This window comes from Pseudanabaena sp. PCC 7367, from assembly GCF_000317065.1.
In the GTDB taxonomy this organism is placed as follows: domain Bacteria; phylum Cyanobacteriota; class Cyanobacteriia; order Pseudanabaenales; family Pseudanabaenaceae; genus Thalassoporum; species Thalassoporum mexicanum.
Genome location: NC_019701.1, coordinates 3,320,781 through 3,347,378 on the forward strand (window position 1 = coordinate 3,320,781; position 26,598 = coordinate 3,347,378).

At 45.9% G+C, this 26,598-nt stretch carries 17 protein-coding genes and 1 pseudogene; 7 read left to right on the forward strand and 11 right to left on the reverse strand.

All coding sequences use genetic code 11. The features are described from left to right. Positions 1-13: 13 nt before the first annotated feature. Together fabI and PSE7367_RS13180 are read right to left on the reverse strand one after the other, a co-directional pair. Complete coding sequence (fabI, locus tag PSE7367_RS13175) at positions 14-790, reverse strand: enoyl-ACP reductase FabI (RefSeq protein WP_015165853.1); 777 nt, start codon at positions 788-790, stop codon at positions 14-16. A gap of 78 nt (positions 791-868) precedes the next feature. Next, a complete protein-coding gene (locus PSE7367_RS13180; protein WP_015165854.1) occupies positions 869-1,138 on the reverse strand; it encodes a YggT family protein in 270 nt (89 codons plus the stop codon). A 292-nt stretch (positions 1,139-1,430) separates the two neighbouring features. Between PSE7367_RS13180 and htpG the strand changes: the two genes are divergently transcribed. Next, positions 1,431-3,335, forward strand: a complete 1,905-nt coding sequence (gene htpG, locus PSE7367_RS13185; RefSeq protein WP_015165855.1) for a molecular chaperone HtpG — start codon at positions 1,431-1,433, stop codon at positions 3,333-3,335. 153 nt (positions 3,336-3,488) lie between these two features. On the opposite strand, the pseudogene PSE7367_RS13190 reads toward htpG, so the two are convergent. The 4 genes and pseudogenes from PSE7367_RS13190 to PSE7367_RS22975 all read right to left on the reverse strand — a co-directional run. Continuing rightward, positions 3,489-3,839 (reverse strand): annotated as a pseudogene (locus PSE7367_RS13190) (IS1634 family transposase); the annotation flags it as partial. A 235-nt stretch (positions 3,840-4,074) separates the two neighbouring features. After that, on the reverse strand, positions 4,075-6,192 hold the full coding sequence (locus PSE7367_RS13195; protein ID WP_015165857.1) for a cation:proton antiporter: 2,118 nt from the start codon (positions 6,190-6,192) through the stop codon (positions 4,075-4,077). A gap of 426 nt (positions 6,193-6,618) precedes the next feature. After that, complete coding sequence (locus PSE7367_RS13200) at positions 6,619-6,993, reverse strand: GFA family protein (RefSeq protein ID WP_015165858.1); 375 nt, start codon at positions 6,991-6,993, stop codon at positions 6,619-6,621. A 353-nt stretch (positions 6,994-7,346) separates the two neighbouring features. Continuing rightward, on the reverse strand, positions 7,347-7,724 hold the full coding sequence (locus tag PSE7367_RS22975) for a hypothetical protein (RefSeq protein WP_015165859.1): 378 nt from the start codon (positions 7,722-7,724) through the stop codon (positions 7,347-7,349). 1,152 nt (positions 7,725-8,876) lie between these two features. Here PSE7367_RS22975 and argF point away from each other — a divergent pair. Beyond that, positions 8,877-9,797, forward strand: a complete 921-nt coding sequence (gene argF, locus PSE7367_RS13210) for an ornithine carbamoyltransferase (protein ID WP_015165860.1) — start codon at positions 8,877-8,879, stop codon at positions 9,795-9,797. Here argF and glyS read toward each other — a convergent pair. The 3 genes from glyS to PSE7367_RS13225 all read right to left on the reverse strand — a co-directional run bounded on the left by glyS (position 9,794) and on the right by PSE7367_RS13225 (position 12,952). After that, entirely contained in the window at positions 9,794-11,926 is a 2,133-nt protein-coding gene (gene glyS / locus PSE7367_RS13215) for a glycine--tRNA ligase subunit beta (protein WP_015165861.1), read from the reverse strand. The genes argF and glyS overlap by 4 nt on opposite strands. Positions 11,927-11,987: 61 nt before the next feature. Next, on the reverse strand, positions 11,988-12,296 hold the full coding sequence (locus PSE7367_RS13220) for an acylphosphatase (RefSeq protein WP_015165862.1): 309 nt from the start codon (positions 12,294-12,296) through the stop codon (positions 11,988-11,990). Positions 12,297-12,457: 161 nt separating this feature from the next. Continuing rightward, positions 12,458-12,952: a bifunctional nuclease family protein gene (locus PSE7367_RS13225; protein WP_015165863.1), complete on the reverse strand. Its 495-nt coding sequence runs from the start codon at positions 12,950-12,952 to the stop codon at positions 12,458-12,460. A 1,064-nt stretch (positions 12,953-14,016) separates the two neighbouring features. On the opposite strand from PSE7367_RS13225, the gene metG reads away from it, so the two are divergent. Both metG and PSE7367_RS13235 read left to right on the forward strand, forming a co-directional pair. Then, entirely contained in the window at positions 14,017-15,594 is a 1,578-nt protein-coding gene (gene metG, locus PSE7367_RS13230; protein ID WP_015165864.1) for a methionine--tRNA ligase, read from the forward strand. 786 nt (positions 15,595-16,380) lie between these two features. Then, positions 16,381-16,992, forward strand: a complete 612-nt coding sequence (locus PSE7367_RS13235; RefSeq protein ID WP_015165865.1) for a LabA-like NYN domain-containing protein — start codon at positions 16,381-16,383, stop codon at positions 16,990-16,992. Between the two features lie 299 nt (positions 16,993-17,291). On the opposite strand, the gene PSE7367_RS20515 is transcribed toward PSE7367_RS13235, so the two are convergent. Next, positions 17,292-20,225 (reverse strand): EAL domain-containing protein, encoded by a 2,934-nt coding sequence (locus PSE7367_RS20515; protein ID WP_051037969.1) that lies wholly within the window; start codon positions 20,223-20,225, stop codon positions 17,292-17,294. Positions 20,226-20,438: 213 nt separating this feature from the next. Between PSE7367_RS20515 and PSE7367_RS13245 the strand changes: the two genes are divergently transcribed. Next, positions 20,439-21,344: a branched-chain amino acid ABC transporter permease gene (locus PSE7367_RS13245; RefSeq protein ID WP_015165867.1), complete on the forward strand. Its 906-nt coding sequence runs from the start codon at positions 20,439-20,441 to the stop codon at positions 21,342-21,344. 16 nt (positions 21,345-21,360) lie between these two features. Here the strand turns inward: PSE7367_RS13245 and PSE7367_RS13250 are convergent, their stop codons facing one another. After that, positions 21,361-22,407 carry a WD40 repeat domain-containing protein gene (locus PSE7367_RS13250; protein ID WP_156800527.1) on the reverse strand — a complete coding sequence of 349 codons (1,047 nt, stop codon included), beginning with the start codon at positions 22,405-22,407 and terminating at the stop codon, positions 21,361-21,363. Positions 22,408-23,300: 893 nt separating this feature from the next. Between PSE7367_RS13250 and PSE7367_RS20520 the strand changes: the two genes are divergently transcribed. Continuing rightward, on the forward strand, positions 23,301-26,102 hold the full coding sequence (locus PSE7367_RS20520; protein WP_015165869.1) for an adenylate/guanylate cyclase domain-containing protein: 2,802 nt from the start codon (positions 23,301-23,303) through the stop codon (positions 26,100-26,102). 77 nt (positions 26,103-26,179) lie between these two features. After that, on the forward strand, positions 26,180-26,509 hold the full coding sequence (locus PSE7367_RS13265) for a helix-turn-helix domain-containing protein (RefSeq protein ID WP_051037975.1): 330 nt from the start codon (positions 26,180-26,182) through the stop codon (positions 26,507-26,509). Positions 26,510-26,598: the final 89 nt, after the last annotated feature.

Genomic DNA, 26,598 nt, shown 5'->3' on the forward strand with positions numbered 1-26,598 from the left:
TAATTAATAATAATTAAGCGCCCATAATCTCGTAACCGCAATCGGCATAAATAATCTGCCCCGTGATCGCTGTGGCCAGATCGCTACCCAGGAATGCGGCAATATTACCCACCTCTTGTTGAGTTACTAAGCGCTTCAATGGTGCTACCTCTTCAAAGTGATGCAGCATTTTGTGAATATCACCCACCGCCGAAGAAGCCAGGGTTCTAATCGGGCCAGCAGAAATACCATTTACCCGTACATTCTGCGTTCCCATTTCCTGAGCCAGATAACGCACATTCATCTCCAGCGCTGCCTTGGCGATCCCCATGATGTTGTAGTTGGGCACCACCTTCACCCCACCAATATAGGTGAGCGTAATCACACTGCCGCCATCGGTCATCATTGGCTTAGCACCTTGACACAGCCGGATCAGCGAAAAAGCACTCACATCTAGCGCTAACTTGAAGCCATCGCGGGAGGTATTACTAAAATCACCCGACAACTCGTCTTTTTTCGCAAAGGCAAGGCAATGCACCAGAATATCGATCTTCTCCCAGGCTTTGCCAATCTCGGCGTACATGGCATCGATCTGGGCATCGTCCTGCACATCACAGGGCAAGACAAAACTGGGCGAAAGATCCGCAGTCAGCTTGGTGACCTTGTTTTTGCCCCGATCGCGGTCATCGGGCAAATAGGTTACGCCGAGCTTCGCACCAGCTTGATGTAGTTGTTGAGCAATGCCCCAGGCGATCGAGCGATCGTTAGCGATGCCAGTTACCAGTGCGGTTTTGCCGCTTAAATCCAACATTATATTCGGTATATTCGGTTAAAAAATGTAATAAAAACGCAATAAAGTAATTTAATTCAAACTAGCTAAAACTACCTACTAGTAACCAATTGGGCTACTTACCTGCCATAGGGCTTGAACAACCATGTTTAGCAAAATAAACCCCAAAATTGGTGAGAAGTCCATGCCCCCCAATGGTGGAATGATGGCGCGGAAAATATTTAGATAGGGGTCAGTGATTTGGCTCAGTGCGGCAAAGGGTTGGTTATACCAATTTACCTGCGGGAACCAGCTTAGCAAAACGCGGATCGATAGCAGAATCAAATACAAGGTGATCGTGTAAGCAAGGATTGTAATCACAAAAGACATGGGTTTAGCCTCCAAAGGGCGATCGCTTCAACAAGATTATATAGATGATTGCAAATATTTTGGTCAGAGGAAGCATGAGTATATGTATATCTTAAACTTTTAGCAACATTCGGCTAGGAAAATCACAACAGCTCAACTATTGCCCTACTTAACTTAAATATACTTAATTATCCTACGCCAATCTGAAATCAAACCTTATACGGTAATACCTAATTGCGATCGCCCTGCTTTTTTCGGTAACTAATACATTACTAATGTCAAATCTAAGACCAAATCATAGGAGCACTAAGTAATGGCTGAAAAAGGCAATATTACGATACATACCGAAAACATATTTCCGATTATTAAAAAAGCGCTCTATTCCGATCGGGATATTTTTCTGCGGGAGCTGATTTCCAATGGTGTTGACGCGATTAGCAAACTAAAAATGGTTTCCTATGCGGGGGAAACCACCGGCGATCTGCCAGAGCCAGAAATTAATGTGACCGTGGACAAGGAAGCAAAAACAATTACGATCGCTGACAATGGCATTGGCATGACCGCCGATGAGGTGAAGAAATATATCAACCAGGTGGCATTTTCTAGTGCTGAAGAATTTGTCCAGAAATATACTGGCGCAAAAGATAGCGATCAGCAAATTATTGGCCACTTTGGTCTGGGCTTCTATTCTTCATTTATGGTGGCCAGCAAAGTGGAGATCGATACGCTCTCCTATCAAGCTGATGCTAAGCCGGTGCGGTGGAGTTGTGATGGCACCACTGAGTTTGAACTGGACGATGGCGATCGCACTACTGTCGGCACTACGATCACGCTGCATTTGCAAGAAGATGCCGAGGAATTTTTGGACTCTGGGCAAGTGGGCGGTATCATCCGCAAATATTGCGATTTCATGCCGGTTAAAATCACCCTCGATGGTAACGAAGCCAATAAGCAAAAGGCGCTCTGGGATCGATCGCCCCGTGAGATTACCAAAGAAGAATATTTAGAGTTCTATCGCTATCTCTATCCCTTCCAGGAAGATCCGCTGTTTTGGATTCATCTCAATACTGACTATCCCTTTATTATCAAGGGCATCCTTTATTTCCCTAAAATTAAGGCCGACATCGATCCCAACAAGGGGCAAATCAAACTATTCAGTAATCATGTATTTGTGAGTGACAATTGCGAGGAAGTGATCCCGCGCTTTTTGCTGCCCTTGCGCGGGGCGATCGATAGTACGGATATTCCACTCAACGTGTCGCGCAGCTTCCTGCAGGGCGATCGGAAGGTACGCCGGATCCAGGATTACATTGCCAAAAAGGTGGCCGACCATCTCAAGGGACTATTTGCCGATGAGCGCGAAGAATATTTGCGGTGCTGGCAAGACATCGCCATGTTTATGAAGTTTGGCTCGATTAACAACGACAAGTTCTATCAGCAAATCAAAGATATTCTAATTTACCCCAGTTCCAGCGAGACAGCGGAGATTACCAGCGCTGATTATGGTAACTACACCACCCTGTCTAGTTATTTAGAACGAAATAAAGAACGCCATGAAAACCGCGTTTTCTACACCTCTGATGCGGTGACCCAGTCTACCTATGTGGAACTGCACAAGAATCAGGGCTTGGAGGTAATTACGCTCGATTCGTTTATTGACAGTCATTTTGTGCATTTCCTGGAGCGCGAATATACCGATGTGAAGTTCTCGCGGGTGGATGCGGAGATTGATCCTAGCCTGATTAGCGATCAGTCCCAAGCTGAGGTGGTTGATCCGACAACTAATCAAACCAAAAGCGATCGCCTCCAAGAGCTATTCCGCAACGCGCTGGATCGGCCCAACCTGACGATTCGCACCGAATCATTGAAGGTAGAAGATGCAGCCACTTCGCCACCCGCAATGATCCTGTTGCCAGAGGAAGCCCGCCGAATGCAAGAGATGGCGGCATTGTTGCAACAAACCAATGCTGATTTTCCCGCCGATCACATTTTGCTGGTGAATACGGCGCATCCGTTGGTGGATAATCTATTAAATCTTGATAAGGGCAGCATTTTGCTTGCCAGTGGCCAAACTTCGGAGTCGGCGGAATTGGCGGATATGATTTGTAAACATGTCTATGACCTGGCGCTGATGGCACAAAAGTCCTTTGATGCGGCGAGTATGCAGGATTTTTTGCATCGATCGCACAAGCTGCTAACTAGCCTGACTAGTAAATAAGTCAATCTGGCAAGTAATATAGCGATAATTTAAATTGGGCGATCGTAGCGATCTTAAGGGTTTCTGCGATCGCTTAGGTTTGATGATGAATGCTATCTAGAGTCAGCTAATACAAACAAAATGCCACTCATAAACCTACATTTCGCGGTTAGGTCAGCAAAGTAGATAATATTTCTGACAGGGAGCAGCAAGGAAATTCAGGATCAGCAAACGTTCCTCAGTAAGATTAGAAATTTGCTTCGCGCCAGTGATTTGGAGCAAATGGACGGCCTGAAAATGCTGAAAAACCCATCGCAGCGTGGGACGGTCAGTAGGTTTGCTAAGTTGATTAGCAATCGTCGCCTGAGCCTGGTTGAGAGCAATTCTCAGTTTGCGTTGCCCCAGCGAATAGACCAGTAAACATAAACCCATCACCATCGCCATTGCTGCCACTCGGTGAGGATATTTAACAAACACACTAGAGATGAAAAACAAAGGGTCTTCGAGGAAGCAAAAACCGCGTTCAACTATGAAATTTGCTGTAATACATTCGGCTAGTCCCATTGCGTCCATGATTCCGGCTACGATGCCTAAATGGTCTAGGTTTTCTACTTTAATTTCCACTACCCTGATTTGACCCTGTCTCGAAATTATCTAATTCTATTCCTTAACCGCGAAATGTGGGATATATCTGGCAGCCTTATAGATTAGGAATTACTTTATGAATTAACCTTGATGAATTAACAAGTAAGACTAGTTTCTAATGGGTAGAGCTAGATTCAAACTCAGCTAAGTTGGACTTTGAGCCACCAGGTTTAGGTTGAAGTTGCTTAGTCGGTTGCGATCGCTTTGCTTGAGCAGCCTGAGTTGATTTCTGAGTTGGCTGCAAGGAACTAGCCTGATTTAACTTTCCTTGGTTCTTTTTATGTTCTGGTTGCGAATTAGGGTCAACCTGCCTGGACTTTTGCTGGTCTTGCTTGGCCCAGGGCATTGATTCAAGGCGATCGGTGGTATTTTTGCGGCGATCGCCCGATAGCTCTGGCTTGCCTAATTTTAATTTCTTCTTTTTCTGCTTATTCTTAGTAATTAAAAGATTTGACTCATTGGCCTCCGGCAAAAGACTGTAGGGACCCATGGGTGCTGGCAAATGGCAAGCAATATCAGGCCGGAAATCAGCATAACGGCCGCTGCGAACACTATTGATCTCATTTAATACCGCTTGGTCGCTCTCACCCATTTTTAATAGCAGGTGGGTAGAAAGCTCCAAACTGGCTTCAAACTCTGGGTGGACAACCTCGGCTGCCCCCAATTGATAGAGCGAGTCAATATCCCCATCTTCTGCTGCCATCGCCACAATATCTAGCTCAGAAGCCAAAGAGAGCGCCCTTTGCACACATAGCCTTGTATTCATGGCATCACCGATCGAAACCACCATTGATCTGGCATGGTGAACATCGGCTTTCTCCAGAATCAATGGACTGGAGCAATTGCCATAAATATAGGGGATCGATTGATCACGCAGCATTTGCAGCTTGGTTTCTGACTGCTCGATCACCAGAATTGGATAGCGCCTGGCCTGCAAAAGACCAACAATATTTTGCCCCACCTTGCCATAGCCGCAAACCACCACATGTTCTTCTAGTACCGCAGATGGGGAAATCTCCTGGGGGATATCTAGTTTGTTTAACCAGGCACGCATGAACGGGATTTTTTCGAGCAAGTCAAAAACGATCGGCGTAGCTTGTAGCAGGAATGGAGTCAGGATTAAGGTTACTGCAGTTGTACCCAAAATCAATAAATAGAGTTGGCGGGAAACTAAGCCCAGCTTTTGGCCTTCACTGGCCAGCACAAACGAAAATTCACCAATCTGCGCCAGCCCCAAACCAGCCGCGATCGCTACTCTGGCGGGATAGCGAAATAACACCACTAGTGGGGTAACGATCAAGAATTTACCCAGCATGGCGATTCCTACCAGCCCCATGATCAAGCCCTTGTTTTCCCACAAGAATAGCGGATCAATTAGCATACCGATCGCCGCAAAAAACAGCGTCGCAAATACATCGCGGAGCGGCTCTACATAATCCAGGGTTTGATCGGCATATTCCACCTCGGAGATCATCAAACCAGCTACGAATGCACCCATTTCGATCGATAAGCCCAAATGCTCAGTCGTCAGAGCAATTACCAGGCAGAGGGCAATCACACTGAGTAAAAACAACTCCCGACTTTCGGTGCGTGCCACCATTCGTAACAGAGGCGGAATCAACCAGATCCCCACTGCGATCGCTGCTCCTGCAAACAATGCCGTTACTAAAACTGCCTTGGCTACGGCGATCGCCACCACATCAGCGGGCTGATCGAGCGCTGGCAACACCGCCAACATTAATCCCAAGGCCAAATCCTGCACAATCAAAATGCCCAACATGACCTGACCCTGGGCAGAATCAGTTTCGTCATTTTCCATCAGACTGCGCAACACCACCGCCGTCGAAGACAAAGACAGAATTGCGCCCAAGAAGATCCCCTGCACCGGACTGGTGACCATGCCGAACGCCGTAGAAGCAATTGCCGTGATGCCAATTGTAGAAGCGATTTGCAAGGAACCACCGCCCAGGGCGATCGCTTGCACTTTTTTTAATTCTCCCAGCGAAAACTCGACCCCCAGTGCAAATAGCAAAAATGCTACGCCAAACTGAGCCAGAGTTTCTACTTGTATCAGTTCCTTGATCAAGCCCATGCCAGTGGGGCCAACGACAATCCCACCGAGCAAATAACCAATGATCACCGGTAGCCGCAGTTTTGCTGCCACCAATCCACCGATCGAGGCAGCCGCTAGGACGGTAACCAAATCTACAATTAGCCTAAAGTCTTCTTGCACTGTCCCCTATTATTCTTTTAATGATGGTTTAAACTTGAATATTTTATATATTACTTTTAAATATATTGCTTTTAAATATATTGCGATCGCACATATAAGCTAACCTGCTTCAAACCTGGTTTTGAAGCTTTGCTGCCAATAGTATTTTTAAAGATGTTGGATGTTTGAATTTAAATAACAGTTAAGAACAGAAGTGAGCCACTGCTATCTAAAATTGCTGTTGCTAATTCCATAACTAACCAAAACTAATAATTTGTATTAATCTGGCTAGCTTAAATTCCTTTACCCTACTAGTTCCAAGATACTCTGAGTCACCCACCCTGCGCCACAGCCTAAAGCGGTAGAAGCTGGCATGTTCAATTAAAAAATAAAACATCAACGCGATTTGTCTGCACACAGCCGATCGATCCACGAGAGCCAAACTTGCTAGCGAATACTATCTAAATTTTGCTCCCAGTTTTTGCCATCAAAAGGCTTAATTGCAAATTGCTGCACTGCATCATTGTCCAAACAACGGGCATTGACATCATATTGATCGGGGTGCGATCGGGGTCGATAGAACGGATGAATACCGCAGGTGCTACAAAAGTGATGCTTGGCAATGCCAGTATTAAAGGTGTAGGTACTCAGGGCATCAGCCCCCTGGATCAGTTCAAATTGCTCCGGCGGCACAATTAAATGCAAAAATCCTTTCTTTTGGCAAATAGAGCAATTGCAATCGACTACCTCATGGCGATCGACCCTGACCGCAAAACGCACTGCGCCACAATGACAGCCTCCCTGGTAAGTTTTAAATGCCATGATTATTTAAGTCCAACTCAATTCCTTTACTTTGGTTTAATCACTACCAGAATCAAGGTAACGCTTTAGCCTACTTCTGCCAAAATAAAAGCCTCTAGAAAACATTACTGCTTTAGAGGCTTTGCCCAAATTTATGAGCTTTAGCTATACCACGCTGTAGTCTCAACGATAAAGCATCAGATATGCAAATATTAGGTCTTTTGAGACAGAACATTCAACGCACTGAAAGGCCCACTGAAAGGCTCACCTGGTAGAGACTTTAATCATTACACCTCAAAACCAAACAAATGATTGCTAGGACTAGCTTTCCAGTATTTTTATGTTTGCCGCCCAACAACTTCGTAATTCAAGTTTTAATGGCGAGCTACAAAAAACTTACGCCGCTTGCCCACACTTTGGCTAAGAAAAATTTGCATATTGTTATTACTAACTGGAGTTAGCTCCACACCACGACATTGGGGCACTTTTGGTTTGTTAGCTTGATTGGCCTTAGCCCGTTGGTGATCAACTTCAGGCTTAGTAGTTGGCATTTCGATCGATCGCCGCTCTGAGATCTGGCTAGCATAGATGCCAGGAGCATAGGATTCAACCACAGAACCACTGCGGGTTGAGATCACCATCAAATAGTCGCACGCATCGCATTGGGTTTTGACCTGAGCCAGCATATGAAGATGATGCCGCTCTGCCAGGTAACCACAATTTGGACAGTTGACAGTTTCGATAATAGACATGAGAAGATTCCCAAAAAATTGTTACTAAATTGAATATAAAAAATGAGGTCGGACAAAACCGATCTACATGGCTAAAAAATTGATTTTATGTTGATTTACTTTATTATGTATAAACAACTTAAACGCGAGATGTAGCTATAGAAATACCTTTGACTTTAAATTATGTTATGTGGCTTTATGTGGCTGGAGTGTTAATTACGTGTAAAAACCTAAATGATACTTTTCTGGGGTAGCTGTGAACAGCAATAGTTCTGGATTGCAAACAATAAATAACTTAAGAGATGTTAACAGAACTTAACTGCAAAGTGTTTAACTGCGCGCTACTTATGGATTACTTTGTTTATCTTGTTTTTTCAGGCTTAGTTGTTTAACTCTTTCACGATTTTAGTCAAGCAGCAAAAGCACTTGATAACCTATTATAGCAGATCAATTATTGCTGGCAAAACTTGGGGATCGCCTTTCTACTGTGCGATTGGCGCATAGAATTTGATAGAAATAAATCCATCTAAGCCCGACAGATAACATATTTCACGATCGTTTTTAGTAATGTCTTAAGCGTGATCTATTGTTTATTTGTTGTTAATTTACCGTTACTGAAATTAGAAAATATATACAAAAGTTTTTAAACGTAAGTTGTTCAAAGCCAGTGCCTCAATCGATCGTATCGATCATCAATAAAGCCGATTTTCAAATATTAATAAATCATTAAATCTGGCGATCGCTGCTTAGGCGTTTTAGCTTTAAATATTAATTATTTTGTTGCCCTGGTTGGCGCAATCCTGAAAAGACTGGCTAAGACTAATAAGACTAATTGGCTTGCAGACATAGATATACAGCTATGGTGATAATAGATTTAAATTTATGGTTAAAAATTTTTAACCCATTTACTTTTCTCGATCGCCGCGCTGCGGTATATTTTGTGCTTCCTTAAATTATAATTTTCGATTAGGTTATTGATGCTGGCTTGTGGCTCAGCGATCGTCACCCGATCGAACCTAAGCTAGGATATCTGGTGCTTTTGCTAGACATTTGCTATGTATTCGTTAGACATTCGCTAGACATTCGCTAGATATTGGCTAGATATCGGTCAAGCATTAACCAGGAATTAATTCAGCAGCAACGATCTACTTAATCCCTATCCGAGAAACCAGCATGAGCAATCTAAAAGGACGCGACTTACTTGGCATTGCCGACCTCAGCAGTGATGAGCTTAATCAATTGCTCACCCTGGCCAAATCATTAAAAGTGGGTGATCCGGGGCCAGATTTTAGTCAAAAGAGTCTGGGATTATTGTTTAAAAAAGCTTCTACCCGCACCAGGGTCAGCTTTTCGGTAGCGATGCATCAGTTGCGGGGGCATGTGATCGACCTATATCCCAATGTGACCCAGGTAAGTCGAGGTGAGCCAGTTGAGGATACAGCCAGGGTACTCGATCGCTACGTTGATGTTTTGGCGATCCGTACCTTTGATCAATCGGAGCTGGAAACCTTTGCTAAATATTGCCAAATCCCGATTATCAATGCCCTGACTGATTTGGAGCATCCCTGCCAGACGATCGCTGATTTGCAAACGGTGGCCGAAACCTTCGGCAAGGTGGCTGGGTTAACTATGACCTATGTGGGCGATGGTAATAATGTGGCGCATTCTTTGATGCTGGGTTGTGCGCTGGTGGGGATGAATGTGCGGGTTGCTGCGCCAGCAGGATTTTTGCCAGATCCAACGATCGTGGCACAGGCGGAGGCGATCGCCAAACAGGTCAATAATTCAGAAGTGATTGTCACCAACGACCCCAAGGCGGCGGTTGAGGGCGCTCAGGCAATTTATACGGATGTGTGGGCGAGCATGGGGCAGGAATCGGAAGCGGACGATCGCATTCCGGTTTTCAAGTCCTATCAGGTGAATCAAGAGCTGATGGCCTTGGCGGACAAAGAGGCGATCGTATTGCATTGTCTGCCTGCCCATCGCGGTGAGGAAATTACCGCCGAGGTGATCGAGGGGGCTCAATCACGGGTGTGGGATCAGGCGGAAAACCGTTTACATGCGCAAAAGGCTTTGCTGGTGAGTGTGCTTTAAGAAGAGACGATCGCACTAAAGTCCGCCAAAATGCGGCTGTAATTACGAATAATCCCCAGCATATTCAAGCGGTTTTGTTTGACCTTTTCGTCTTCCACCATCACCAACACATGATCAAAGAATTTTGCTAGGGTAGGCGCGATCGCTACGATCGATGCCAATAGTTGATCAAAGCTGGGATCGGCAGGAAGTTGGGCGATCGCCTGAAATAATTCCTGCTCCGCTGGCTCGCTTAACAGCGTTTGATCGACAACCTTTTCAACCCTGAGCAAATCAGTGGCCAGATCCCCCTGGGTAGCTAGTTTGGTGGCACGATTGACCACTTCGTAAATACCATCTAAGGTTTTGTCCTGGCGCGCTTGTTGTAAAAATAGAGCCCGATCGCGCAACAGCGCCAGATTAGTCAGAGCCTGGGTGGCGTATTCAGGATCTTTGTCGCCAAACACCGCATTCACCAGATCATAGTCAACCCCAGCTTCTTGCAAAAGGGTGTCGCAACGCTGTTGAAACCAGTGGTAAAGATTGCTCAGTAGTTTCTCCGTTGGCTCAGTTAAAACATCCTGCTTGGCATAAACCTCAATCACGGCGGGGAGTAGCTTGGTCAGGTCGATCGCCAGATTACTATCCCAGGCAATTTGCACCACGCCTGTAGCGGCTCTCCTGAGTGCAAAGGGATCGCGCGAGCCACTGGGAATGATGCCAATGCCATAGATGCCCACCAGCGTATCCAGGCGATCGCTAATTGCCACCAGCTTTCCGGTCAGGCTTTGCGGTAAATCATCCCCTGCGCCACGGGGTAAATAATGCTCCATGATCCCCTGCGCCACCAATTGATCTTCACCGCTGGCCTGGGCATAATATTGTCCCATCACGCCTTGTAATTCAGGGAATTCATAGACCATCTGGCTCACCAGATCGGCTTTGCAAAGTTGGGCGGTGCGATCGACTTTCTTTTGCTCGGCTGGGGCTAACTCCAGATTGGCAGTTGCATCAACTACTGCTGTGGCGATCGCCCTGATCCGTTCTACCTTCTGAGCTACTGAACCTAGTTTTTCCTGGAAAGTAACCGTGGACAATCGGGGCAGGAAAGTTTCCAGGGGATGTTGGCGATCGGCATCATAGAAAAACTTACCATCCGCCAGCCTGGCTCGGATCACCCGACCATTACCATCGGCAATCAGGCGAGACTTTTCCGGATTACCATTGGAAATCGTAATAAAATAGGGCATTAGCTGCGTCGGATCTTCCAGCGAATTCATCGGGAAGTAGCGCTGATGGCTGATCATCTCAGTTTTAATTACTTCAGCCGGTAAATTCAAAAATTCGGCATCGAAATTACCAACCACAGCCGTTGGCCATTCTACTAACTGATTTACCTCATCCAGGAGTGAATCTGGGATCTCGGCTTTGGCGGCAATTAATTCAGTTACAGCCTTGATCTGGATTTGGATTAATTGTTTGCGTTCAGCCACATCAGCAATCACAAAGGCTTCTTTGAGTGTGGCGGCATAATCAGCAGCAGTATCAATGATTACATCACGGGGATGCAACACCCGATGACCACGACTACACCGATCGCTGGTCAGGCCTTCTAGCTCCAGCGGCAAAATCTTTTGATCAAACAAAGCCACCAGCCAGCGGATTGGGCGGGTAAACTTGAGTTCTCGATCGCCCCAGCGCATTTGCCTTGGCCCTTCTAGATCAGTAATCCAGGAGGGAGCCAGCTCCGCTAAAATTTCGGTGGTGGGTTGGCCAATAATTTCCTGCAGGGCAAAGATAAACTTACCCTTGGCCGTTTCTTTGATTTCTAAATCGGCAATATCAACCCCACGCGATCGGGCAAACCCAATGGCGGCTTTGGTGGGTTTGTCATCAACAAAAGCGGCAGCCAGAGCCGGTCCTTTTGCCTCAAGGGTGCGATCGGGCTGTCGATCGGGCAGGCCACTGATTACGACCGCAAGGCGACGTGGCGTACCATATACCTTAACGTGCTGATCGGCGGTGGCGGGATCGAGCAGGTAGCGATCGCCTAAAACAGCGGGAATAACTTTTTGCCACTGCGCCAGGGCACTGGTTACAAAACTAGCTGGTAACTCTTCGGTGCCAACTTCAAGTAAAAATGTGGCCATAAATGCGTGGTCATCAAACTCATAAACTAACCCAGTTTACCCTGCTAGATGTAGGTTATGACTAATACTTAATTTCAAATCCTTTTAAACCTAGGGGCTGCTCATGGGCAATCGTAATATCTTTGACGATCGCATAGTCGGGGCCTTGATAACACCAGCTCAGCATTTTTTCTACGGTTTCTTTGGCTCCCTCGAAGGTGGCTTCAACTCTGCCATCGAGCAAATTACGCACCCAACCGGCAAGACCTAGTTTTTTGGCCATGCTCGCAGTCGAAAAGCGATAGCCCACCCCCTGCACATTACCGGAAATGAATAGGTGAACGCGTATTAAGCGGATTTGTTTTTGAACTTGTTTTTGATGATCGCCCATCTAGCTGCCTATGTAATTCATTATGTTTTGATTGTGCTACTGGTTTATTAGTTTTATTAGTAAATATTGATTAAATATCGGCTTAAGTTGCTTGAATATTGCCCCGACTATTTTCTCTACCACCTCTATTACTGGTTGAATACCAATACGTTTGAATCTTGCTACTTTTGAGTGCCACCGCTGCGGGTAAAATCTTCGGGGCTAATATCAGATAAGAATTCCCGAAATGCCCGCCGTTCTGCCTCATCGGCATCCTGATCAACCGGAATCGATGCTTCCGAGATCACCTCTTCCATTACCCAGATTGGACATTGGGCGCGCAGTGCCAGGGCGATCGCATCACTTGGCCTGGCATCAATTTCCTTCTTGCTCTCCCCCTGTTTAACGGTCAGTAAGGCATAGAAAGTGCTGTTTTTGAGCGAGTGGATTACAATGCGCTCCAGAGCTGCTCCCATATTATCGAGAATACTGGTGAGCAAATCATGGGTCATTGGTCTGGCTAGGGGTTTTGGGTCAAGCGCCGAAACTATCGCCTTTGCCTCTGCTTCACCGATCCAGATCGGCAATGCCCTGCGATCGGCCACATCTCTTAATAGGACGATTGGATTTCTGCTTACAGCATCGATCGCAATCCCGGCAACCTTCATCTCGATCATCTTCCAAAAGCCTCTCGAAATTAGCTAAACCTCAAAAAATATGAGTCATTTTTAATTTAACTCAATCGGAACCAAGTGCGCACGGGCTATATATACCTAGAGACATCCAATCTTAATTTAATTATTTAGTAATTATGTTAGTAACTATTGATAACTAATCAGGATCTAAATCTATAAGATCTACTAGTTCACTACCGCTAGTTTACTGCCGCAAATTTGATCATTAGCTTACGCCCTCGATCTCCATTTTGCCGCATTACCACTAATCATAATTAACTAGTCATAATTAACTGGGATAAACATAGCTTAAGGTTGGTAACTTGGCTTGCACTTGAGTGCTTCATAATTTGAGTAAAATCATGTGTAATGCACTCTAGCAGTTCTTTTCAAGTGATGGCGCTCATTATATCACCTGAGTCATAATGGCCTAATTCAATTATATTTACATCCCTTTACGTCACCACATAATCAACTAAACAACTTAATAAACTCGGCTTTAGCTCGATCGCCCGAATTACTTGAATTTGCAGGATAAACGTCATTATTGATCCCTATGCCGATCGACTAAGCTCTAGATTAAGTGGGCAATAGAGCCAGTGATCGATCGCCCCAGATGGACATTGGCTGCCAACAGAAGTGGCAAAGTTGAGCCAGAGGATTAAGCCAAATTTTCAGGCTTGAGCAAGTGACTTAGTTGGTTAAAGCTTAATTATTTTTGAATATCCGCTTTTATTTACTTGTCAGGATTTAACTGCTTATACACCCAACTTTTGTGCAGTATGGAGAGCTCAGATAGCTTTTGAAAGGATAGAATTAGATCCCAGGCTTTGGCTAACTGACTCATCTGTATTTAGTTAGCAAAATTAGTAATCAAATTAGTAATCAAATTAGTTAGCAAACTAGTCAGCAAGTTAGTAATCTAAATTTTGGTTGCCCCTATTTACTTTATTTACCTAAGTTGATTATGTTGCTCATTTAGATTAGAGCGAGAGAAACATAAGGCAATTCCAGGAAAACAGACAAAGCCAAGAGCCAAGCGAATCAAATTATCAACCCAACTATTTATGACTGCCGAGCAACCTTTAGAGCCGATCGCCCTGACCACTCCCCTCTACTATGTCAATGCCATGCCCCACATTGGCAGCGCATACCCGACGATGGCAGCGGATGCCCTGGCGCGGTTCTATCGTCTGCGTGGTAATCCGATGTTGTTTGTGACGGGGACAGATGAGCATGGCCAAAAAATCCAGGATAGCGCCACCAAGCAAGGCCGCCAACCCCAGGAGCATTGCGATCTAATTGTGGCCGAGTTTCAAAACCTATGGCAGAAATTAAACATTAGTTACGATCGCTTTTCGCGGACTACTAACCCGCGCCATGAATCGATCGTGAGGGAATTTTTCGATCGCGTCTATCAGGCCGATGATATCTATCTCGATCGCCAGCAAGGTTGGTATTGCGTTGCCTGTGAAGAGTTTAAAGAAGAACGCGAATTATTGCCCGATCATCACTGCCCCATTCATAAGAGTGCTTGCGATTGGCGCGATGAGCCCAACTATTTCTTTAGGTTGTCTAAATATCAAGATCGGCTAGAGCAGCTATACCGCGACCATCCCGATTTTATCCAGCCAGAAATCCGCCGCAACGAGGTTTTGGGCTTTGTAAAGCAGGGTTTGCGCGACTTTTCGATCTCCCGCGTCAACGTCGATTGGGGTTTCCCCGTTCCCACCGATCCCAGCCATACGCTCTATGTGTGGTTTGATGCCCTGTTGGGATATGTGACTGGATTGCTAGAACCCAACGACGAGCCCACCCTGGCCAACGCGATCAAAACCTGGTTTCCCTTCAAATTGCATATTATTGGCAAAGATATTCTGCGCTTCCATGCGGTCTATTGGCCAGCAATGCTGATGTCGGCGGATTTGCCCTTGCCAGCGAAAGTGTTTGGACATGGCTTTTTAACCAAAGATGGCCACAAAATGGGTAAATCCCTGGGCAATACGATCGATCCCTTCGACCTGGTCGATCGCTATGGCGCGGATGCAATTCGCTACTATTTCCTCAAGGAGATCGAATTTGGCCGCGATGGTGATTTTAATGAAGAAAGATTTATTAACACCGTGAATGCTGATCTGGCCAATAGCCTTGGCAACCTACTCAGCCGCAGCATTGGCATGGCAGTTAAATATTGCCAAAAGCAAGTACCAGCACCAACCACCAATAAGCTAGCAGACCTAACCCAGCCAATCGTAGATATGGCGAGCGATCTAGGCGATCGTACCAGCCTTGCCTATGAACAGCTTGCCTTTCGCCAGGTATGTGAGCAAATACTCACTTTAGTGTGGAGTTGCAATAAATTAATTGACGAAACTGCTCCCTGGCTGTTATTTAAAGATGGTAAGCATGAAGAAATCAGCGAGACTCTTTATGTTGTGCTTGAAGCTACTCGTCTTTCTGCTTACTTGTTGTGGCCAATAATTCCTACCATTAGCCAAAAAATTTACCAACAATTGGGCTTTGAGCTAGATTCCCAGAGCTTGCCACCGTGGCAGCAACATACAGCCTGGGGTTCCCTAGCGCCACAAACACGATTAACCAAGCCCAAACCAGTGTTTCAGCGCCTTGAATTAGCTACTAGATGAGAATACATGTTGGTTTAACCTGTTTCGCTGCGTTTGCCATGGCGAACTAGTTGAACTGACATAATCGGGTGTTTCTGAATATACCTGAATATACCTGAAATATATAAATGTATAAGATTAGGCCACAGCTTAGGTCACATAGATTAAGCTGATCCTCAATCACAGTCATTATTAGGTTTAAGTAGTTTTTTAACGCACTGGCAATCATGATTATCTGATTAACCGAAGTTTGCAAGCCAATTGCGATCGAACTAGGCCAAACTAAGTCAAATTAGCCAACATACTTCATACCTGTCTTTAGACAGAAAGTTTTATCTAAGCTTCTATCTAATTGGAAGCATAGAGATAAGACTATAGAAATGGGCAAATTCCCCAGCACATTTACTAACAGGCGATTCAGCGATCGTCATGGCTATACCTTCTTATGGGTCTAGTCCAGCATTAGCTATGTTTATGTCATTGATAGATGATGTATTGTTGTGATTATTGGGCACAAATACCTATGCGATTAAGATAATATAGGCTAGGATCATGCTTAACTCACAGTTAATTTCAGAAAAGACACAAACGTGCAAGTAGATTTACCTATCTTTGCCAACAATTTTAGATAGCGAAGGTTAAACTTGCAAATAGCGATGTCTTAGATTATCAATTTGCAGAATTTTGATCCCGTCTTGTTTATGGTGGCCTGTCGGTTCGCCCCATGAACCTATTGCAGTTTAAAACTTGATCCTGCGCATGACTGGGTAAACTGAATATATATAAAATACTCTTATAGGAAAAATAATGTTAAATTTCGAAAAGAATCCTGGGTTTACGCCACAACAGGTAATGGAAAATCGGGGCAGAGTAGCAATATTCATTGATGGCTCAAACTTGTTCTACGCTGCATTACAGTTGGGCATTGAAATTGATTACACTAAGTTGCTTTGTAGGTTAACTGAGGGTTCTAGATTGCTCAGAGCTTTCTTTTATACTGGAGTCGATCGCACCAATGAAAAACAGCAGGGCTTTTTGCTGTGGATGCGTCGGAATGGCTATCGGGTCATTTCTAAAGAACTAGTGCAGTTGCCCGATGGTTCTAAGAAAGCGAACCTGGATGTAGAGATTGCCGTAGACATGATGGCTTTGGCTGGTTCCTATGACACTGCGGTTTTGGTCAGTGGTGATGGCGATCTTGCCTATGCAGTCGATGCGGCCAGCTATCGCGGTGTACGGGTGGAAGTTGTCAGTTTGCGATCGATGACTAGCGATCATCTCATCAACGTGGCCGATCGCTATATTGATCTCGAAACCGTTAAAGAAGACATCTGCAAGGAAGTGGGTCGTCCTGATTATGCCTATCGACCAATACCCAGCATGGTAGCGGTTGATGAAAATGGCAGGGAACAAAATTAATTGTTCGATATGATTTTGCAATATTTGGCTCTATTCCTGGACTGGGGTAGAGCCATATTTTAATTCAATTTTGTTTGGGCTAAATTGAAGGCTATTGTTTGCAAAACGGGGCAGACAGTCTATCAACTTAAGCAACAACTTTGGGCTGATTATCTTAAGGGGATTCTCAGGCACCCAACCATTAATTTCGCTTTTGCGTAAGCCCTGTCTTGCTGAGGAACGTTTGCTGATCCTGAATTTCCTTGCTGCTCCCTGTCAGAAATATTATCTACTTTGCTGACCTAACCGCGAAATGTAGGTTAAAGCTGTCGGATCAACTCCTCCGCTAGCTGACGGTTCAAAGGGCGAGAGATGAGATAACCCTGGGCAAACTCCTGCCCCAATTCCACCAGACAAGCCATTTGTTCGGTGGATTCCACTCCCTCGGCAATTACTCGCAATCCTAGCGATCGCGCCAAATTCATAATCGTTTGCACAATTCGCCAGCTATTGGCATCATTGGAGATCCTGCTAATAAAACTGCGATCGATTTTCAACACATCTACGGGCAGGTTTTGGAGATAGCTAAACGAAGAATAGCCAGTGCCAAAATCATCGATATAAACCTGCACCCCCAGCGATCGGAGTTTCTCCAACAGGGCACGGGCAGTATCAATATTCTCCATAATCACAGTTTCAGTAATCTCTAGCTTTAAACTAGCCGGATTCAGATTGTTCTCAGTCAAGACCTGGCTAATTACATCAAACAATGTCATTTGGGCAATTTGATGACCCGACAAATTAATACTGACATAAAGCCGATCGCCGATCGCATAGGCCTGCTGCCATTGCCGCAACTGCCGACAAGCATTCCGAATTACCCACTCACCCATCGCTAGAATCAAGCCAGTTTCTTCGGCCAAAGGAATAAATTCCCCTGGCGAAACCAGCCCACGGGTAGGATGCTGCCAGCGGATCAGTGCCTCCAATCCAGAAATTTTATTATTCTCTAGGGATAAAATTGGTTGATAGTGCAGTTCTAGCTCTTCACGCTCAATCGCTTTGCGTAGGTCGTTCTCTGCTTGCAATCGCGCCACAATTCCCACATGCATGGAGCGATCGAAAACAACATGCTGCGCCTTACCTCTATTTTTAGCGCGATACATGGCAATATCTACGTCTCGCAGTACATCTGCGGCACTGTCATAACCGACTTCGCTAAATACAATCCCAATGCTGGCGGAGACAAATACATCATGGCCGCTGAGATGAAAGGGCTGAGATAATTGCTGCTTAATTACTTCCGCGATTTTAGTTGCATTCTGCGGGTTATCAATGTCTTCCAATAAAATCACAAACTCATCCCCTCCTAACCTGGCCAGGGTGTCGGAAGGTTCTAGCTGCGGTAGGAGGCGCTGGGCAATCGCCATCAATAATTGATCGCCAATCGCATGACCCAGGCTATCATTGACCACTTTAAATCGATCGAGATCCAAAAACAGCACTGCAAATGCACTTTGCGATCGTCGCTTGGCTCGTTCAATCGCATGGTTAAGGCGATCGTTAAACAGGGAACGATTTGGTAATCCCGTCAGGGCATCATGAAAGGCATTATGCAACAGTTGCGCTTCAGCCCGTTTGCGTTCCGCCAATTCAATTTGCGATTGTTCTAACAATAGCGATTGATGCACCACAATTACCAACTGCACCGCTAGCCGTTCTAGAAACTCAATTTGCCACTGCTGCCAAGGGCGAGCCCCTGAACAATGATGGACAATAATTAAGCCCCAGAGCTTGACTCCCTGTAAAACTGGCACACTAATAAAAGCGCCTACGCCTAAATTTTCAAAGAACTCAATGTATCTTGGCTCCAGCCCAGCATTATAAATATCACAGACAACCTGGGCATTACCCTTCACGTAACTTGGCATCCAGGCTGACTCCAGTTCAGGGAGCCGAATCGATCGCCCCAGAATCGAACCATTTTGGCGGGCTAGCATTGGTGCTAATGCTTCCACATTGGCGTTACCATTACCATCGGGTTGCAGGTGCGAAATGATCACCCGATCGGCAGCCAGGTATTGTTGAATCTCTTCCACCGCAGTTTCTAAGATCTGAGCCAGGTCAAGGGATTGGCGCAGGTGAAGCGAAGCCTTAGCCAGTAAATATTCTGGGTCGTAGTTAAATAATGTCGATCCGGCTGGGCGATCGCTGCCATTTTGATACCTGCTGGGACTAGCAACTACATTAGCGATCGGCACATTTTGGGAGCCCCCCGCAGCAGCCTGGTTTCGATCATTATTTTGATTTTGGTCAAGCTTTTGTTCTAATTGTTCCAGTAATTGCAGCTTTTCCGCCTGCAATAGGCTCACCTGCTGTTGGAGCACTTCTACCTGACCATACATTTCCATTGGGTCAAGCACCTTAAACAAATCACTAAGCTCTATGGTGCCCACCAGTTCTCCTTTACTGCCGCAGACGATTAAGAGGTTGGTTTGCGATCGCTGCATGATCTGGTAAGCCACATACAAACTGTCGTGTGGTTTTACCTGCGGCAGAGGATGGATAACTAATTTGCCCACCGGCAATTGCGCTAGTTCCAGCCCCAATGCTTTAAGTTGCACAATATCAGCACTGGTAATAATACCAGCAGGTAGTAGCAATCCGGTATAAGAACGCTGCACCACTACTGCAATATCGTATTTCTGCTCACACATCTGCTGGGCGATCGCCAACACCGACGTATCCTGATCAGCCAAAACCACATTTGGATTTAAATAAGCTGAAACCTGGCTATGTTTGAGCAAATAACCAGGCTGCATACTCTGGCAAATTGAATCCACCGATACAATCCCCAGCAATTTATGGGCTTGATCAACAACTGGCACAAAGTTAACCCGATGTTGTCGCCGTAGTGCCAAAATGGCAAAGACATCTCGATCATATTCTTCCGTTAGCACGATCGATTGTTGTGGCAGCAAGGATGACACCGTGACGGTGCTTAAATCTAATTGAGATGCGATCGCTGGCAATAGCTCAGTTGCGGTCAGAATCCCTTTGAATTGTTGATCATCATTGACCACAATATAATCAAAATGCTGGGTAGGAACCTGTTGCGAGCCACGGCTTTCTAGTTCTAGTAACGTTGATGGAGTGGCCGGAGTTTCACAAGCCAGATTCGTCATAGCGATCTTCTGAATTACCTCAGCAATAGTTGCACCAGAATTCGTACTGGCATATGTAGTAACTATCATTCCCCCTAAGTTACGATCGTGCGATTGCAAGGTTAACCTCCCTGTGAGGTTTATTTAATGTCTCTCAAATAATTCAAGAAAGATTTAGTAACGAAAATAAAATAATAGCCTAAACTTGTTTATCTAACCAAGGCTTTTAACTAATCGCTAACAAACCTATATTATCAATTGGATAGACTACGATCCCATCACTGAAAAAATCATCCCAGATCTATGCTTGCCTACCTTACTTCCTTGCTCAGCTTTGCGTCTATTTTTGCTCTATTTAGCCTGGGCTTAAACCTGCAATGGGGGTTTGCCGGACTGGTGAATTTTGGCCATGTGGCTTTTATGACTGTGGGTGCCTATACCACTGTTATGTTAAATCTGGCTGGTGTACCCTGGTATTTTGCATTTTTGCTGGCGGCGATCGCGGCTGGCATTTTGGGTCTATTGGTGGGCAGCACTACGTTGCGGTTGCGAACCGACTATCTAGCGATCGTGACGATCGGGGTATCAGAAATTGTGCGCTTGATTGCCAACAATGAAGAATGGCTGACCAATGGCGCAAGGGGGGTATATGGCTACGATCGCCCCCTGGAAGGATTGGTAGCTACTAATTATTACCCGGCTTTGTTGATGGGGTTATTATTGGTGGTTCTGGCGGTGGTGTATTGGCAGCTAGAAAGATTGGTGCGATCGCCCTGGGGCAGAGTGCTTAAGGCGATCCGCGAAGATGAAGAAGTGGCCAAGGCACTGGGTAAGAATGTGTTTTGGTATAAGCTACAGGCATTTTCGATTGGGGCGGCGATCGCTGGTTTTGCGGGGGCGTTCTTTGCCTGGCAACTAACCACTGTCTATCCAGAGACTTTTATTCCGTTGATTACCTTCCAAGCCTGGACGATCGTCACGATCGGCGGTGCTGGTAGTAATTTGGGCGTGTTGCTGGGGGCGCTAATTTTTCAGCTCTACAATACCCTGCCTCGTTTTTTGCCCCAACAGGTCAGAATTGGCATCCTTGGTGGCGGTAAGCTGGAGGCATTGCAACTCATTACGATCGGCTTGACCTTGATTTTATTAATGGTGTGGCGACCCCAGGGGATTATGGGCAATAAAGATGAGTTGACTTTGACGAAATAATCTTGCGATCGCTAGATCAAAAATTACTACCCAAATTTAATTCCCAGATCCGAACCGTAAAGTCGGCGGCAGCAGAAGCCAGATAGCGACCATTGGGACTGAAACCCAGCCCGATCGCCCAGTCCTGGTGTCCATCCAGTCGTGCTAGCTGTTGACCGCGCAAATTCCACAATCGGACTGTTTTATCTTCCGAGGCGGTGGCGATGTATTTCCCATCATTACTAAATCTAATTGCGCGTACCACGCCAGTATGTCCCGCCAATTGGGCGATCGACTTGCCCTCTAGATCCCATAACTGCGCTGTCCGATCCGATGAAGCAGTGGCGATATATTGACCATCGGGACTAAACGCAATACTCCTGACCCAGTTGCGGTGTCCTTTTAGTTCGGTTAGCAGCTTGCCCTGGCGATCCCACAACCTGGCCAGATGATCTGAAGCGCCAGTGGCAATGTATTCACCATCGGGGCTGAATGCAGCAGTCCAAACCGCATCGGGATGTTTGATCTCAAGTAGTTGTTCCCCCTCTAGGTTCCATAACCTCACCGTGCCATCCGAGGAGGCGGTAAGAATGCGATCGCCGTTGGGACTGAAGATCGCCGTATTTACCCAATCTTCATGGCCAGTGAATTCTTGCAATAGTTGACCACTGCGATCCCACAATCGGGCAACTCCATCCTGCGCTCCGGTGATGATCTGGCTACCATCGGCGCTAAAATTTGCACTCCAGATAATGTGATCTTCATGGGGAAATTCGACTAATTCTTGACCCAGGCGATCCCACAGCTTGACTGAGCCATTGGAAGAAGCAGTGAGCAAATGATTGCCATCGGGGCTAAACTGCACTTGCAGCACACTGGTTTCATGGGCTTGAAATCGGCTGACCTGATTGGCTTTGACTGATTGAACCAATTGGGCCAATGGGGCGATCGGTTGATTTAGGAAATTAGTTACATTATCAATATCAATATCAATATCAATCGGCTTAGGAGTTGGATTAAGCTCTGGTTCAGAACCCGTTGAGGCTCGAGCAAAAGCACTGGTCATACCGGCCATACTGGTCATAACTGGGCTAAATGCAATCCAGAACAGCAAAATACTAAATATACCCAAATATTGTCTTATTCTTTTAATTAACATCTTTAACATCCCCCTCAGCCCAAGGTTTCAGCTCATTTACTACTCAGTTAATCTTGCAAAACTTCTATTTTGGGAGTTATTGAATTATCATTAAGGTGAACTAGTTTAGATTGATCCGCTTTAGTTGGCGATCGCCCACCTCAAATATGCTTCTGCATACCATAGACCGAACCATAGCTTGAGATATTGCAGTTATTTAGTAGTTAACGTTCTGGCGATCGATTCAAGACAGCCATCCTAGCAGATAAAATTAGATTCAGTGACAAATCACTGGTGGAAAATTTGAGACGCATCACCGTGACAGTCAAAGTTTGATCAATGCAACTTAAGCAACTTAAGGCAAATAAAAAATTAGGTAGTCATTAAAATCGCTGCCAAGGCTTGAATTTAGCTCAATTCTGGCAATTAGCAACCTGGCTGCTGTGATCTACGTCATAGAGTACGTCATAGCGATCGATTGCACCAAATCGAGATGTGCATCATGACTAGCAAGACTATCCAGCCAATCGTACTGGCTGTCTGGGATGCTTTATTTGCTTGAGCTGGAAAAATCAATTAAAACATCAAGCTCTACTCCAACCATCGATCCTAGCTATCGATCCCACCGGTTAAAATCTGGATGCTTAAATTTGGCAGCCGTTGTTCTAATTGCTACGGCTTTGTTGCAAATTGCAATCACGGGTATTCAGATATATTCAGATAATATGCCGATGGAAATGCCAGGATGTGAAAATATCCCAGCGTAAAAGATCGTGGTTTTACGGTTATTGAGAGAGAGCTACTCCGAACTTTGCCCATGTCACCTAAGGTAATAATACATGCCAGCCAGAATAATGGTGGTGGACGACGATCGCCAGCTTGAATCACTTATAAACAGCCTGTTCAGGGGCAAAATCATCAACGGTGATTATCGGTTTTGTTTCGTCTCCGACGGTCAACAGGCATTAGAATTACTGAGCGCAGATGATGCGATCGATATGGTGCTCACTGCGATTGATCTGCCACGGATGGGCGGTTTGGAGCTTTTGGCACAGCTTGAGGGAGATGAATTTTCTAGATATAGGCAATATGGCTTAAAAACTATAGTCATGTCTAGCTGTGAGGATATTGCTAATATCAGGACAGCAATGAACCTGGGGGCAGTGGATTTTCTAACCAGGCCGATTAACCCCAAAGATTTAGAAATTACGATCGCCAATACGCTCGAAAAAGTAGCACGCGATCGGGAAAATCAACGATTCCGACGGATTAAGGAAGCAGAACTAAACCAGGTCGAGGCCAAATATCGGCACATTTTTGAAAATGCCGTAGAGGGCATGTTCCAAGCCAGCCCTGGGGGTAGTTTTATTGATGTCAACTCAGCCATTGCCGAAATGCTGGGCTATGCCACATCGCAACATTTGCTGGCGCAGATCAATGATATTGGCATCCAGGTTTTTGCTGAACCAGGGCAGTATGAACAATTCAGTCAATTAATCGAGACCCAGGCACGGGTCAAGGGATTTGAGTTCCAAGCCAAGTGTGCTGATGGGAGCCTGATTTGGGTTTCCGCCAATGCTCGCGCGGTCAAAGAGCCCCAGGGCAGTTTGCTTTATTACGATGGTAGCCTGATCGACATCAGCGATCGCATTACCGCCCAGGAAGCCCTGAAGCGATCGCAAAAAGACCTGGAGCAACGGGTGAAACAACGCACCCAGGCACTCGCCTATGCCAATGACCAGATGGTAGTCGAGGTGGCGGTGCGCAAACATATTGAACAATCACTGCGCCAGAGCGAGTCAAAGCTGCGCCATGTATTTGAGCAAGCCCCAGTGATGATGATATCCGTGGACGATCGCGGTCGGATTTGTGATGTCAACGACAAGTGGCTGGCCGAGACTGGCTATGCTAGGGCGGAAGTGATGTATAAATCCGCTGATTTTTTAATTTCCCTGCAACCAGATGAGCCGGAACCAGAGTTTGGCACTGAATTTTGGCAAGCCGATCATATTCAAGATATCCCCTACTGCTATCGCACCAAAGACGGCGATGATATTGATGTATTGATCGATTGTGTGGCCACGGTTGACCCCACGGGCAAAGCAATTAATTTGGCCGTAGTCCGCAACATTACCGCCCAAAAGCAAGCAGAAAAGCAACTCCAATTTGCCATGTTTGCCCTGGAGCGATTGTCTCACCTGGTGGCCTGGTGCCGCCCCGATGGGCAGATTACCTATGTGAATAAGGCTACTACCAAGGCGTTGGGCTATGCCAAAGATGAGCTATTAAACATGAGCATTAGCCAGATTGATTCTAGTATTTCTGCTTCCCAGTGGCAATCCCATTGGCAAGAGCTCAAGACCAGAAAATACCTTTACTATGAAACCACCATGTGCCGTAAGAACGGCAGCATTTTCCCAGTGGAGGTAACGGCCAACTACCTGGAATTTGGCGGCGAGGAATATAACTTTGTGTTTGTGAAGGATATTTCCGATCGCAAACAGTTTGAATCAGCCTTGCAGCGTAGTAACTCCCTCCTGAAGGCTCAACGCGAAGTGGCGATCGATGGCATTCTGGCGGTGGATGAACAGGGGCGAATTGTCAGTTTCAATCGCCGCTTTTGTGAAATGTGGGATGTGCCCGAAGCGCTGTTAAACGCAGGTGAAGCAAATCGGTTGCTCTCTTTCCTGCTCACTGCCGTCGGTTTACCAGAACCACTCACTGATCTGATTGAGCGTACCTATGATGACCCCAATGATTTCCAACGCGATGAAATTAGATTGCCCGGCGATCGCATTTTTGATTGTTATTCTGGCCCAGTAATGGCTAATGACGGCAAGTATTTTGGCATGATCTGGTTCTTCCGCGATATTACCGATCGCGTGATCGCCGAAGAAGCTTTGCAAGTAGAGAAAGAAAAATCGGAGCGGTTGCTGTTGAATATTCTGCCGGAGCCGATCGCCAACCGCTTGAAACTAGAACAAGGCGCGATCGCCGATCGGTTCAGTCAGGTATCGGTTTTGTTTGCCGATATTGTTGACTTTACGCGGGTGTCGGCACGCATGTCACCGCAGGAATTAGTTTCCATGCTCAATCAAATTTTCTCCGCCTTCGATCACCTGGCCGATCAACATGGCCTCGAGAAAATTAAAACCGTTGGTGATGCCTACATGGTCGCAAGTGGTTTGCCCTATTACCGGGAAGATCACATGGCGGCGATCGCCCATATGGCTCTGGACATGCGAGAGCAAATGCAGCAATTTAACGCCAGAACCGGCGAATCATTCCGGATGCGGATTGGCATTAATGCGGGACCAGTGGTGGCGGGGGTAATTGGCACCAAAAAGTTTATTTATGACCTGTGGGGCGATACGGTGAATATTGCCAGCCGGATGGAGTCCCAGGGCACTGCCGATCGGATTCAAGTGTCGGAAATTATCTACGAGGAACTAGCAGACCAGTTTGATTTTGAACCCCGTGGCGCGATCGAGGTGAAGGGGCGTGGCCAGATGACAACTTATTTCTTGACCGGACGCAAGCCTGGGGCTAAATCGGCAACTGATTCTAGTTATGATTTAGATTTAAGCCATAATGTGGAAGCAAATCAAGATGTAAGTCAATCGGTGCGATTGAGCAGTTAGGCTCTGATATCTTGCAGTGGGTTTAGAAAATGAGAGAAAAGGGCATGAAATAAACTTAGAAAGTAGAAAGTAAGCAATTGATCACCCGCACGCCCGATCCCCATGACAAGCGATCGGTACGTTTAGCGCTTACACCCCAGGGTGAGGCGATCATTAATCAGCTTAAACGCACGATCCCCAATCAATCCGAAAATAGCGATAATAGCGACAATATAGAAAATCAACTGCGGGAATTACTGCGCGATTGGCAAAAACAAAGTGGCTGGCAGGTTTTTGGTCTCTGTCAAACTTGCCAATTCAATCAAACTCTTGCAGATGGTGGGTTCCGATGTGGTTTGACTCAAGAAAGACTAGCATTTGCAGAAACCCAGCAAATTTGCGCCGAACATGACTTTGCGATCGATTAGCGCCACAGAACTTAACAAAATATTCCCATGTGTCTCAGTCTCTATTAATAATAGCTGATCAGACGAAATACCCAGTTCTAAAGCCACTT

Excerpts from the sequence above, each read along its gene's own strand:
- fabI (WP_015165853.1), bottom strand. The coding sequence starts at position 790 with ATGTTGGATTTAAGCGGCAAAACCGCACTGGTAACTGGCATCGCTAAC.
- PSE7367_RS13180 (WP_015165854.1), bottom strand. The coding sequence starts at position 1,138 with ATGTCTTTTGTGATTACAATCCTTGCTTACACGATCACCTTGTATTTG.
- htpG (WP_015165855.1), top strand. The coding sequence starts at position 1,431 with ATGGCTGAAAAAGGCAATATTACGATACATACCGAAAACATATTTCCG.
- PSE7367_RS13200 (WP_015165858.1), bottom strand. The coding sequence starts at position 6,993 with ATGGCATTTAAAACTTACCAGGGAGGCTGTCATTGTGGCGCAGTGCGT.
- PSE7367_RS22975 (WP_015165859.1), bottom strand. The coding sequence starts at position 7,724 with ATGTCTATTATCGAAACTGTCAACTGTCCAAATTGTGGTTACCTGGCA.
- argF (WP_015165860.1), top strand. The coding sequence starts at position 8,877 with ATGAGCAATCTAAAAGGACGCGACTTACTTGGCATTGCCGACCTCAGC.
- glyS (WP_015165861.1), bottom strand. The coding sequence starts at position 11,926 with ATGGCCACATTTTTACTTGAAGTTGGCACCGAAGAGTTACCAGCTAGT.
- PSE7367_RS13220 (WP_015165862.1), bottom strand. The coding sequence starts at position 12,296 with ATGGGCGATCATCAAAAACAAGTTCAAAAACAAATCCGCTTAATACGC.
- PSE7367_RS13225 (WP_015165863.1), bottom strand. The coding sequence starts at position 12,952 with ATGATCGAGATGAAGGTTGCCGGGATTGCGATCGATGCTGTAAGCAGA.
- metG (WP_015165864.1), top strand. The coding sequence starts at position 14,017 with ATGACTGCCGAGCAACCTTTAGAGCCGATCGCCCTGACCACTCCCCTC.
- PSE7367_RS13235 (WP_015165865.1), top strand. The coding sequence starts at position 16,381 with ATGTTAAATTTCGAAAAGAATCCTGGGTTTACGCCACAACAGGTAATG.
- PSE7367_RS20515 (WP_051037969.1), bottom strand. The coding sequence starts at position 20,225 with ATGATAGTTACTACATATGCCAGTACGAATTCTGGTGCAACTATTGCT.
- PSE7367_RS13245 (WP_015165867.1), top strand. The coding sequence starts at position 20,439 with ATGCTTGCCTACCTTACTTCCTTGCTCAGCTTTGCGTCTATTTTTGCT.
- PSE7367_RS13250 (WP_156800527.1), bottom strand. The coding sequence starts at position 22,407 with ATGACCAGTATGGCCGGTATGACCAGTGCTTTTGCTCGAGCCTCAACG.
- PSE7367_RS20520 (WP_015165869.1), top strand. The coding sequence starts at position 23,301 with ATGCCAGCCAGAATAATGGTGGTGGACGACGATCGCCAGCTTGAATCA.